This is a genomic window from Flavobacterium sandaracinum, from assembly GCF_004349135.1.
Classification (GTDB): Bacteria; Bacteroidota; Bacteroidia; order Flavobacteriales; family Flavobacteriaceae; genus Flavobacterium; species Flavobacterium sandaracinum.
This window is the reverse complement of the sequence record NZ_SMFN01000008.1, coordinates 72,013-83,925: the sequence shown is the minus strand read 5'-3', so window position 1 is coordinate 83,925 and position 11,913 is coordinate 72,013. Positions and strand designations below refer to the sequence as shown.

The window sequence follows — 11,913 nt, the reverse complement described above, 5'->3', positions numbered from 1 at the left end:
TTAAACACAAACTTCACAAAGAAGGCTCAAAGTTCACTTCATTAAGTAAACTTTGAGCCTTCTAACTTTATTCATTAAGTAATTGGTTATAAATAAATAATCAAATTCCCATTTAGTATCCCTGGATTTCCTTTAAAATTGACTCCTAAATTTTTGTTGTTCAAGTTTTCCAAAATGTTATTTACTCCGTATTGATACGAAACATTAGCTCTAAAATGACGCACTCCAAATGTGATTCCAACTGTTGGATAAAAATTAAAATTTGAAATCTCCCTAATATCTTTGGCTAGCAACGTTGTACCAGAAATGACATTGTTTTCATCAGCGTTATCTAAGTTTAATTTTCCATTGACTTGAACTATCGGTCCAAACTCAATACTCAAATGACTTTCGATAATTTTTAAACTTGCTTGTAGCGAAATTTGGGCGGAAGCCAATTTATAATTTACAGCTTCATTAGTTAAAGTCAAAGTATTTGTTGCAACAGAAAAGTTGTTTTCACTAAATTGAATGGCATAAACCATATCCCAATTATTATAGAAATTTCCTCGCATGGAAAGTCCTGCGTTCCAACCCATATCAGGCTTTGTTTCAAAATTATTTGTGTTTAAGGTAAATTGATTAACTCCAAAACTGATTCCGATTCTATTTGAATCTCGGTATTTATATTGCGAAAATGCCGTTATCGATAGTAAAACAAAAAATAAAGCAAGTGTTATCTTTTTCATATAATTGAAATTTACAAAGACAAACCTAAAGTTTTTTTGTAAATTGTGAGATAAATTTTAACTAATAATAAAAAACAATATGGATATTGCATTAATTATCTTACTGGTCTTTGGTTTCTTTATTTTACTATCGTCTTTCTTTACAGTAAAACAACAAACTGCTGTTGTTGTAGAGCGATTTGGAAAATTTTTAAGCATCAGACAATCTGGTTTACATTTGAAAATTCCGTTGATCGACAGAATTGCAGGACGCGTTAATCTAAAAATTCAACAATTAGATGTTATTATCGAAACAAAAACAAAAGACAACGTTTTTGTAAAGCTTAAAGTTTCGGTTCAATTTATGGTTATCAAAGAAACAGTTTATGACGCTTTTTATAAACTGGAATATCCTCACGATCAAATTACTTCTTATGTATTTGATGTCGTACGTGCCGAAGTTCCAAAATTAAAACTGGATGATGTTTTTGAAAGAAAAGATGATATTGCCATTGCGGTAAAAAGAGAATTGAACGAAGCCATGACCACTTATGGGTACACGATTATCAATACTTTGGTAACGGATATCGATCCAGACATTCAAGTGAAAAATGCGATGAACAGAATAAATGCTGCTGACAGAGAAAAAACAGTAGCTGAATTTGAAGCAGAAGCATCTAGAATTAGAATTGTAGCTAAAGCCGAAGCTGAAGCGGAAAGCAAACGTTTACAAGGACAAGGTATTGCGAACCAAAGAAGAGAAATTGCCAAAGGTTTAGTAGAAAGTGTGGATGTTTTGAACAGAGTTGGAATCAATTCTCAGGAAGCTTCAGCATTAATTGTAGTAACACAACATTATGATACGCTGCAAGCTATCGGTGCTGATGCTAATTCTAATTTGATATTATTACCGAACTCTCCACAAGCCGGAAGTGACATGCTTAATAACATGATTGCATCCTTTAGCGCTTCCAACCAAGTAGGTGAAATGATGAAAAAAACTAATGGAAAAGGGAATTCGAGAAGAGCAAATGCTATTGAATTGCCCGAGGAGCCTGAACCTTCAGATTCAGAAGAATAGTTACTTAAATCATAAAAAAAGAGGCTTAATTGCCTCTTTTTATTTTTTTAATCCATTTGATCACAAAGGGTAAAGCAATGTTTAAGATCGTTCCATAGGAGCCTGAAAATGCAGTTAACGAAGAACCTACAACTCCACTTACAAGATTCATGGGCGTTATGCTTTCTTTCGTTTTTTGAAAACCATAAGCCAATTTTTGATAGCTAATTTCTTTTTCAATCTTTAAAATTTCAAGTTCTCTTTCAATTTGAGCGTACGAAGAATATTTTTTGCTTTCCATAAGTTAGTCGTTAAAAAAGATTTCTGAAAATTTCTCTAAAATTGGTCCTTCAACGATTTTATCTTTTATAGAAAATAGAATTCCTGTTATGACAAGATAAATACCACCAACTATTAAAAATCCCAAAGCATAACTACCTAAGGCAATACCAATAGCTAATGCTGCTGCTACAGAACAAAACAATAAAACCATACTGAAACACAATAAAACCAATGAAAATTTTATGATCATTGTTGTTGATTTCATCGCTACCTTGAAACCCCATAATTTATAATAAGCTGCAGTGCTTTCAATATACACTTTAGCTTGTTCTTGAATGTTTTCGGTATTTTCTTTTAGTTCTTCAAAAGCCATGGATCAGTTTTTAGGATTTAATGCAATAGGTAAATAAAATTTATTTTTGAAGTCTAGCGTTCTGACTCTTCAGCTCTGCTAATTTTTCTTCTAGAAAAGATATTACATCTTCAGTCTTGTGACTCATATTTGAAACTAAATCTTCATAGGTTTCTTCTAAATCTAATTTTGCACTAGAGAACTTGTCTCTTAATTCTTCAGAAGCGTGATCTAGTCTATTTGTTAATTCGTGCTTAGCATCATCAAAACCATCTTTAATTTTTCCTCTAGTTCTAGAACCTTTATCCGGCGCAAATAAAATTCCGATTCCAGCTCCAATAATTGCTCCAGTCAAAAGAGCTAATAATGTATTTCCTGTAGTATTCGACATGATTGTTGATTTTAAAATTTCTTTACTAAAGATACGGATTTATTAATAACAAGCCGTTAACAACTCGTTAAAGTGTAATTTTACAAGACAAAAAACAAATAAAAGCGAGCTGTTCCACGTTTATTTAAATTCCATATATATTCTCATTTCTTTTAAAAAACAGTCTTAAAATCAATTTATGAACGTCATTTTCGATTGAAAAAAAATATTAAAAAAAGTATTTTTATAAGAAATTACAATAATAAGAAAAGCCCTCTAAAAAGAGAGCTTTTGATTGGTAAAATCTATTTAAAAAATATAAATTAAATTTTAAGATCATTTAATAATTGCAACACTTTTTCATTTTTTTCATTTTTTTTAATTTCTGAAAGTTGAGTTTGAAAAAGATTGAAATTACCCAAATCATTTTGTAAATTTTCAATCGCTAAAATTCTAACGGCTGCCATTTGACTTTTTAATGACATCGTATATAATTTTGTTAACGCCTCTTCTTCAATATCTTTTACTTGTACCTTATTGGAATGATGTAAGATCATATTTGAAAACAACAACGAATTATTATCATTCTTAATATTTTTAATAATAGTTTGAATAATTAAACTGTAATTATCAATACTTTTTATGTTTTCAACAATGCTATTTAAAATCAAATTGGCATTGTTTTCGTCTTTTTCCTTAACATATTTATTGATTTCTTTTTGAGTGTTCATCAATAAATTTTCTTCTTTTTTTCCTTTTTCTTCCCAGGCATCTTTTAATCCAACGGTTTTATTAAAGACAATTTTACCTTCAGCTGAATCTTTATCCACATTGAAATAACCCAAACGTTGAAACTGGAATTTATCCCCAGCTTGAACTGTTGCCAAACCTGGCTCTACAAATCCTTTTACAATTTGTAACGAACTAGGATTCATAAATTCCAAGAAATTTTTCTCTTTATGACTGTCTGGTGCTTCATCAATAAACAAGCGATCGTAGAGACGAACTTCAGCTTCCAGCGCATGTTGTATAGAAACCCAATGCAAGGTCCCAGCCACTTTACGTTGACTGGCTTCGCTCCCACTTCCGCTTCTACTGTCTTCATCATACGTTACATGAATCTCCGTAATAGTTCCTGCAGCATCTTTAATAATGCTTTCTCCTTTAATGATATAGGCATTTTTAAGACGTACTTCTCTACCTAAACTCAATCGGAAAAACTTTGCAGGAGCATCCTCCAAAAAGTCTTCTCTTTCAATAAATAATTCTCTAGAAAAAGGAACTTTTCTAAATCCGGCGCTTTCATCTTCCTGATTATTTTCAGCTTCCAACCATTCTTCTTTATCTTCAGGATAATTAGTGATTACTAATTTTATTGGATCTAAAACTGCCATAACTCTTGGAGCCGATTTATTTAAATCTTCGCGCAAGCAAAATTCCAATAGCGAGAAATCAATGATATTCTCTCTTTTGGCAACACCAATAATATCACAAAATTTACGAATAGAATTCGCTGTATACCCTCTTCTTCTTAATCCTGAAATAGTTGGCATTCTTGGATCATCCCAACCATTTACTATATTTTCCTGTACCAATTGCAACAGTTTTCGCTTGCTCATTACGGTATAATTCAAGTTCAAACGAGCAAATTCGTATTGATGTGGTCTTACTTTTGAATCATCATAAATTTGGTCCAAAAACCAATTGTACAATTCTCTGTGCATTACAAATTCCAAGGTGCAAATGGAATGCGAAATTTGTTCGATAAAATCACTTTCACCGTGTGCATAATCATACATTGGATAAATATTCCATTGATTGCCTGTCCTGTGATGATGACGATGTAAAATACGGTACATCAATGGATCACGCATCAACATATTAGTCGAAGTCATATCAATTTTGGCACGTAAAACATGACTTCCTTCCGGAAAATCACCATTTTTCATTCCTTCGAACAAGGTAAGGTTTTCTTCAATAGAACGGTTTCTATAAGGTCCATCAACTCCTGGTTGTGTAGGCGTACCTTTTTGAGCAGCCATATCTTCTGACGATTGACTGTCAATATAAGCTTTACCGTTTTTAATCATCACAATTGCCCACTCGTATAATTGCTGAAAATAATCAGAAGAATACAATTCCTCCGTCCAATTAAATCCCAACCATTTCAAATCTTCTTTGATGGCATCTACATATTCCTGCTCTTCTTTGGCGGGATTAGTATCGTCAAAACGCAAGTTCACTGGCGCATTGTACTTTAAACCCAATCCAAAATTCAAGCAGATCGATTTGGCATGACCAATATGTAAATAACCATTAGGTTCTGGTGGAAAACGGAAACGTAATTTATCTTGAGGAAAACCGTTTGATAAACTGTCTTCAATGATTTGTTCTATAAAATGGAGTGATTTTTCTTCAGTTGACATTTTTTTGTTTTATTTTAGCAAAGATAAAAAAGTTTACAGTTTTCAGTTTACAGTTTACCGTTTTCTTTAGAACTGAATTCAGTAAATGATTACTCTCACTAAAACAATAAAGAAATGGGCATTATAAAACTTAAAAATATTAGAACCTACTCTTACCACGGTTGCTTGATCGAGGAAGGAAAAATTGGGTCTGATTATACCGTAAATTTAGAAGTGAAGACTGATCTTAGAAAATCCAGCATAACGGATGATTTGAAAGATACAGTTGATTACGTGCTTTTGAATAGTATTGTTGTAGAGGAAATGGCGATTCGTTCTGACTTACTAGAACATGTGGCACACCGAATTTTAACGAGAATATTTGAAGAAATACCTGAAATATCCAGAATTATTGTAGCAGTTTCTAAGCTCAATCCTCCTATTGGTGGTGATGTTGAAGCAGTTACTATTGAATTGGAGGAATACAGAAGTTGATTTTGAACATTTTTTAAAACTTTTAAACTTTAAACTTTTAAACATTAATCTTTTTAAGTACTTTTGCCGTCCATTCAACGATGGCGTCGTGGCCGAGTGGCTAGGCTGGGCTCTGCAAAAGCTCCTACTCCGGTTCGAATCCGGACGATGCCTCTAAAAGAGATACAGAAATGTGTCTCTTTTTTTATGTCTAATTTTTAGGAAAAATTAAGTAAATATAGGGTTCAAATCCGGACGATGCCTCTAAAAGAGATACAGAAATGTGTCTCTTTTTTTATGTCTAATTTTTAGGAAAAATTAAATAAATATAGGGTTCGAATCCGGACGATGCCTCTAAAAGAGATACAGAAATGTGTCTCTTTTTTTGTGTCTAATTTTTAGGAAAAATTAAGTAAATATAGGGTTCGAATCCGGACGATGCCTCTAAAAAAGATACAGAAATGTGTCTCTTTTTTTATGTCTAATTTTTAGGAAAAATTAAGTAAATATAGGATTCGAATCCGGACGATGCCTCTAAAAGAGATACAGAAATGTGTCTCTTTTTTTATGTCTAATTTTTAGGAAAAATTAAGTAAATATAGGATTCGAATCCGGACGATGCCTCTAAAAGAGATACAGAAATGTGTCTCTTTTTTTATGTCTAATTTTTAGGAAAAATTAAGTAAATATAGGGTTCGGATCCGGTCAAAACTCTAAAACCTCCAAAGAAATTTGGAGGTTTTTTTGTACGTCATTGCGAGGTACAAAGCAATCCTAGTTGTTGCACATCTTATATTCTGTAAGTGTAATTGCTTCGTACCTCGCAATGGCAATAATTGGAGGTTTTTTTTTGTCAAATTTTTAAGAAAAAATTCTTATTTAACATTCTTATAATTTGTCACGCTGGATGCGTCCCTACTACTTTGAGCAATTAATAATGCACGCTTCCGCGCGACAAATAGCAAGAATAAAGAATATATAAAAAGAGTTTTTAGATGCTTATAAATAGCATTAATAAAATTGTGTGAATAATCAATCAATCTTTTCAAATGCTTTTTTAACCATTTCTTTTTCTTCTGGGAACCAACCTTGAGTGATTAAAACCATCCCAAAAACCATCATTACTATACTGATTCCTTTTTTAATTTTTAGAATATTTACCGGTGTTAGTTTTGTTTTCAATTGCTTTGCTAAAAGAATTTTGATACAATCAACAAATAAATAAGTTCCAATAACAGCGATAAAAAAAGTGATCATTCTAGGAGTTTGCATTTCTAATTTTGGTCCAACAGAAATAATGATTGCCAGCCAAAAACCCAGTACGCCTATATTGATAATATTCAACAAAAAACCTTTTATGAAAAGGTTTATGTAGTTTTTTTTTACAATTTCCTTGTCGATAATATCCGTATTGATTTTCTGTTCTTTTTTTAACTGTATGAAGGAAATTATACCATAAGCCAACATTAATACTCCACCAAAAATGAAAAGGGCTGGTTGATCTTTTAAACTTTGAATCAAGCGGTAACTACCTAAATACGCAATTCCAATAAAAACAATATCCCCTAAAACCACTCCTAAATCAAATACTAAAGCCGCTCTAAATCCTTTTATAATACTTGTTTCTAGTAAAATAAAAAAAACAGGACCAATCATAAAACTCAAGAAAATTCCCCAAGGAATACCAGCTAAAATGTCGTTTATCATTAAAAATTTAAATTTATTACGCTAAAATCTAAACCAAAGTACTACTATTTTTCTAAAATAGTACCACCAATAAAAACTTCCTTGTTAATCTGTTTTGGTTTACCGTAGATAAATATAGACCCACCAGCACGAACTTTTGCATCAACTAATGTTGAGGCATGAATTTCAGATTTTCCTCCAGCAGCAACGCTTATTGTAGTTTGTGAAGTCTCTAAATCCTTAGCGTTTAAAATTCCTCCAGAAGTTATTACAACATCTTGATTTTTCGCTTTCCCTGATAAAGTAACTATTCCACCAGCATTCGCCTTTACATTTACTTTGTCAACATCTATATCTAAATTAATTTCTCCTCCAGATTTTGCATTTAAATCTAAGCTCGTCTGTTTGAAATCTTCTTCACTGGATACGTAACTTCCCTCGCTCACAGCAATGCTTTCGAGGTTTTTAAAATACAATTTAACCATAATATCTTCACCGGACAATAATTGTGGAAAAGGCATTCTGATTTTTAATTCGCCATTTTTATTGACCGTTTCTACTTCGTCAGCACGTGCTCCGGTTACAACAATCTTATTTTCTGAAGCTTCAATTAATTTGACATTGATTTTATCAAAAACTTTAACTTCATCAAAATCACCTAAGTTTCTGGTTACTTGAGCATTTGTAAATTGACTTAAAAATACAAAAGCAATAATCACTAATTTCTTCATTTTTTTTATTTTAATGGTTCTTCAATTCTTCTTAAAAAATTAAAATCCAATTGTTTTTTAACTAAATCGGCATTTTTTACTTTAACGTAAATTTCATCTCCTAATTGTAATAATTTACCAGAAGTTGCACCAGTTAGTGCATATTGTTTTTCGTCAAAAGTGTAGTAATCGTCTTTTATATCTCGAATTCTACACATTCCTTCGCATTTGTTTTCGATGATTTCTACATAAATTCCCCATTCAGTCACACCAGAAATTACTCCCAAAAACTCTTGATCCTGATGATCTTGCATGTATTTTACCTGCATGTATTTGATAGAATCCCTTTCAGCATTGGTTGCTAAACCTTCCATTGTGGAGGAATGCAAACATTTTGTTTCATACGTTTCCTCATCAACTGATTTTCCTCCGTCTAAATAATACTGCAACAATCGGTGCACCATTACATCTGGGTAACGACGGATTGGCGATGTAAAATGAGAATAATATTCAAAAGCTAAGCCGTAATGTCCAATGTTATCTGTAGAATATTTGGCTTTACTCATACTTCTAATCGCTAAAGTATCAATAAGATTTTGTTCTTTTTTACCATTTACATCTTCCATTAATTTATTCAAAGCTTGTGAAATAGAACCTTGTTTAAAATCAATTTTATGTCCAAACTTGGCAATAACCGCTTGCATCGCAAAAAGTTTATCCTCATTTGGTTCATCGTGAATCCTGTAAATGAAAGTTTTCTTTTGTTTTCCAATGAATTCTGCTACTTTTTTATTTGCCAAAAGCATGAATTCTTCAATCAAATGATTGGCATCTTTGGAAACTTTAAAATAAACGCCTTGAGGCTCTCCGGCTTCATCTAAATTGAACTTCACCTCTACTTTATCAAAAGTAATCGCTCCTTCAGCCATTCTTCTTTTTCTAAGAATTTTAGCTAATTCATCCATTTTTAGCGTCGCAGCAACAATTGCTTCTGAAACTTGATAGGAACTTCCTGTAATCGAAATTTCTTCCGGAATCACATCGTCTTTGGTTTCTATGATGTACTGCGCTTCTTCGTAAGCAAAACGCTGATCGGAATAAATAACGGTTCTTCCAAACCATTGATTCACCACTTCAGACGTTTCTGTGATTTCAAATATAGCCGAAAACGTATATTTTTCTTCATTTGGACGTAACGAACACGCAAAATTGGACAACACTTCCGGTAACATGGGTACTACTCTATCCACTAAATAAACGGATGTTGCTCTTTGATACGCTTCATCATCCAGGATTGTTCCTTCTTGCAAATAATAAGAAACATCGGCAATGTGAATACCAATTTCGTAATTACCATTTTCTAATTTTTTGAATGAAAGTGCATCATCAAAATCCTTCGCATCTTTTGGATCAATGGTAAAAGTCAATGTATCTCGCATGTCGCGACGTTTAGCAATTTCACTTTCTTCTATCGAAGTATCAATTTTTTGTGCAAACGTTTCTACTTCAATAGGAAATTCTGACGGCAAACCATATTCAGCAAGAATCGCATGGATTTCTGTATCGTGTTCTCCTGGTTTCCCTAACACTTTTATTACAGAACCAAAAGGGCTATCCGCTCTGGCTGGCCAATCTTCGATATGAACCAAAACTACGTCGCCTTGCTCCGCCTCGCCAATTTTGTCCTTTGGAATAAAAATATCAGTATACATTTTTGGATTTGCGGTAGAAACAAAAGCAAAATTAGCTTGAATGTCAATAACACCAACAAAGTCAGTTTTATGTCTTTCTAGAACTTCAATCACTTCACCTTCAGGTCTTTTTCCCTTTCTTCGATTATAAACATAGACTTTGACAATGTCTTTGTCTAAAGCGTGGTTTAAGTTATTTGTAGGAATAAATACATCTTCATCCATATCAGCGCAAACAAAATAAGCTGTTTTGCGTCCTGTCATGTCAATCTTACCTTCGTAATACTCTTTACTTTCAGCTTTTACTAAGTATTTTCCCGGTTCTGATTCGATAATCTTATTTTGCGAAGCCAGAATCTTCAAATCTTTTATAATTTGATTTCTGCTTTCAGTATCATCAACTTCCAGCTTGGCTCCTATTTGTTTATAATTGAATGCTTTATTAGCACTTTGCGATAATATTTTTATAATTTTTTCAGAGAAATCTTTCCCTTTTTTTACCGGCTTTCTTAATCTTTTACTCATAAATCTGTTCTTAAAAGTATAAAATTACAAAATACTAAACTGTTATCAGTATAGAGAGCACAGTTTTAAAGAAAATATAACTTTACAGAATAGTTGTATCTTTATAAAAAGTATCAAAAATGGAAGAATTTCAAACCATTGCAATTTTCAATTATTCCCATGAAATTGTAGTAATAAAGCATTTGCTAGAGCAGGAAGAGATTAACTTTTTTTTTGAAAATGAAACGTTGGTATCCATCGATCCTTTTGGCAGTTTCGCATACGGTGGAATCAAACTCAAAATTCATTTCAACGATTTTGAAAAAGTTCAAGAACTCTTAGATAATTTGAATAGCAATTTGAAAATTGTTTGAAACTGAAATCAATCTAAAATCATTTTTTTGACTTTAATTTTTTTGAAAGTTGTCAACATATATTAATATAAACAAAAAGAAAAATTAAATTTAAATTATTTTTTGGTTGTTATTATAGCTTGTTAATAGTGGCAATAAATTTATTTTAAAACGCATTGAAATCAAGTTTAAAGATGTTATTGGGAGTTATTAACATACTTATCTTAGGATAAAGTATTCGTTTTAAAGGGTTTTTATATTTTAATTAACAATGGTTGATAACAGAATAACTATTGGTTTTGTAAATAACTCACACTACTCCTTTTTGTTGATAACCTACTTTTTAATATTGATAACTATTCTAAAAATTCATCAAACTAAATTAGGATTTAAAAACTGGGTTTTGGATTACTTTTTTTTTCGATACAACCAAAAAATAGTTCTTATTTTCTATTCAAAGTTATGAACATTGTATGTTAATTTAAAGTTAACTGAATATCAAGCAATTAACTTTTGCTATTAACAATGCAAATTTTTAACATTTATTATATAAATTTATTATTGATTTACAGCTATTTATACATTTAACAGAATTGTTGATAACTGCTAATTCAATACTAATCTGATAGTTACAGAAGCGTTTGTTGCATTCATTTTTGTACGTACATTTTAAATAAAATAATCTAATAAAGAAGCAAGATTTAAATTCATCAGAATAGATTACTTTATTTAAATTTGCAGCACACAACTTAATACATATTATATGAAAATCTCCATAGGAAACGATCACGCAGGACCGGATTACAAAAAAGCAATCGTTGAAATGCTTGAAGCAAAAGGGCATGAAGTAACGAATTACGGAACTGATTCAGTAGAAAGCGTAGATTATCCTGATTTTGGTCGTCCTGTAGCCACAGATGTTGCTGAAGGAAAAGCTGATTTTGGAATTGTTATTTGCGGAAGCGGAAACGGAATTTCAATGACAGCAAACAAGCAGTCTAAAGTTCGTGCCGCTTTATGCTGGATGAAAGAAATTGCGGTTTTAGCTCGTCAGCACAATGATGCCAATATTATTAGTATTCCTGCTCGTTTCACTTCCATTCCGCAAGCAGTAGAAATGGTCGAAGCCTTTTTAAACACGGATTTTGAAGGTGGAAGACACCAAACAAGAGTAGACAAGATTAGCTGTTAGGAAAACAAAATAAAATAGGACGTTACAACCTATTGTCTTAGAGAAATCGCCGAATTATTTCAAAACAATTCGGCGATTTTTTATTTCCAATGACTAAATTTATAGTAATTCGGTCAACGCACTGACT

Annotated in this window: 12 protein-coding genes and 1 tRNA gene; 5 read left to right on the top strand and 8 right to left on the bottom strand. The window is 31.9% G+C overall.

The genetic code is table 11. The annotated features are described in order from the left end of the window. Window positions 1-86 precede the first annotated feature (86 nt). Complete coding sequence (locus tag E0F91_RS08640) at window positions 87-728, bottom strand: outer membrane beta-barrel protein (protein WP_132066011.1); 642 nt, start codon at window positions 726-728, stop codon at window positions 87-89. A 79-nt stretch (window positions 729-807) separates the two neighbouring features. On the opposite strand from E0F91_RS08640, the gene E0F91_RS08635 reads away from it, so the two are divergent. Then, window positions 808-1,788, top strand: coding sequence for an SPFH domain-containing protein (locus tag E0F91_RS08635; protein WP_132066009.1), 981 nt, complete (start codon window positions 808-810; stop codon window positions 1,786-1,788). A gap of 25 nt (window positions 1,789-1,813) precedes the next feature. On the opposite strand, the gene E0F91_RS08630 is transcribed toward E0F91_RS08635, so the two are convergent. From E0F91_RS08630 to E0F91_RS08615, 4 genes are all read right to left on the bottom strand, one after another. Then, window positions 1,814-2,068: a DUF6327 family protein gene (locus E0F91_RS08630; protein WP_132066008.1), complete on the bottom strand. Its 255-nt coding sequence runs from the start codon at window positions 2,066-2,068 to the stop codon at window positions 1,814-1,816. Window positions 2,069-2,071: 3 nt separating this feature from the next. Further along, window positions 2,072-2,422 carry a competence protein gene (locus tag E0F91_RS08625; RefSeq protein ID WP_132066006.1) on the bottom strand — a complete coding sequence of 117 codons (351 nt, stop codon included), beginning with the start codon at window positions 2,420-2,422 and terminating at the stop codon, window positions 2,072-2,074. A gap of 40 nt (window positions 2,423-2,462) precedes the next feature. Further along, window positions 2,463-2,792: a YtxH domain-containing protein gene (locus E0F91_RS08620; RefSeq protein ID WP_132066004.1), complete on the bottom strand. Its 330-nt coding sequence runs from the start codon at window positions 2,790-2,792 to the stop codon at window positions 2,463-2,465. A 302-nt stretch (window positions 2,793-3,094) separates the two neighbouring features. Next, the gene (locus E0F91_RS08615; RefSeq protein ID WP_132066002.1) at window positions 3,095-5,197 is read right to left on the bottom strand and encodes a glutamine--tRNA ligase/YqeY domain fusion protein; all 2,103 of its coding nucleotides are present in this window, start codon (window positions 5,195-5,197) and stop codon (window positions 3,095-3,097) included. Window positions 5,198-5,311: 114 nt separating this feature from the next. On the opposite strand from E0F91_RS08615, the gene folB reads away from it, so the two are divergent. After that, entirely contained in the window at window positions 5,312-5,671 is a 360-nt protein-coding gene (gene folB, locus E0F91_RS08610) for a dihydroneopterin aldolase (RefSeq protein ID WP_132066000.1), read from the top strand. Window positions 5,672-5,753: 82 nt separating this feature from the next. Then, a tRNA-Cys gene (locus E0F91_RS08605) sits at window positions 5,754-5,824 on the top strand. 858 nt (window positions 5,825-6,682) lie between these two features. Here E0F91_RS08605 and E0F91_RS08600 read toward each other — a convergent pair. The 3 genes from E0F91_RS08600 to rnr are packed head-to-tail and all read right to left on the bottom strand — an operon-like array spanning window position 6,683 to window position 10,262. Continuing rightward, complete coding sequence (locus tag E0F91_RS08600; protein ID WP_132065998.1) at window positions 6,683-7,357, bottom strand: LysE family translocator; 675 nt, start codon at window positions 7,355-7,357, stop codon at window positions 6,683-6,685. Between the two features lie 44 nt (window positions 7,358-7,401). Further along, on the bottom strand, window positions 7,402-8,067 hold the full coding sequence (locus E0F91_RS08595; protein ID WP_132065996.1) for a head GIN domain-containing protein: 666 nt from the start codon (window positions 8,065-8,067) through the stop codon (window positions 7,402-7,404). 5 nt (window positions 8,068-8,072) lie between these two features. Beyond that, a complete protein-coding gene (rnr, locus tag E0F91_RS08590) occupies window positions 8,073-10,262 on the bottom strand; it encodes a ribonuclease R (RefSeq protein WP_132065994.1) in 2,190 nt (729 codons plus the stop codon). Window positions 10,263-10,381: 119 nt separating this feature from the next. Between rnr and E0F91_RS08585 the strand changes: the two genes are divergently transcribed. Both E0F91_RS08585 and rpiB read left to right on the top strand, forming a co-directional pair. Next, window positions 10,382-10,615: a DUF2007 domain-containing protein gene (locus E0F91_RS08585; protein ID WP_132065992.1), complete on the top strand. Its 234-nt coding sequence runs from the start codon at window positions 10,382-10,384 to the stop codon at window positions 10,613-10,615. Between the two features lie 742 nt (window positions 10,616-11,357). Then, window positions 11,358-11,786, top strand: a complete 429-nt coding sequence (gene rpiB / locus E0F91_RS08580) for a ribose 5-phosphate isomerase B (protein WP_132065990.1) — start codon at window positions 11,358-11,360, stop codon at window positions 11,784-11,786. Window positions 11,787-11,913 lie beyond the last annotated feature (127 nt).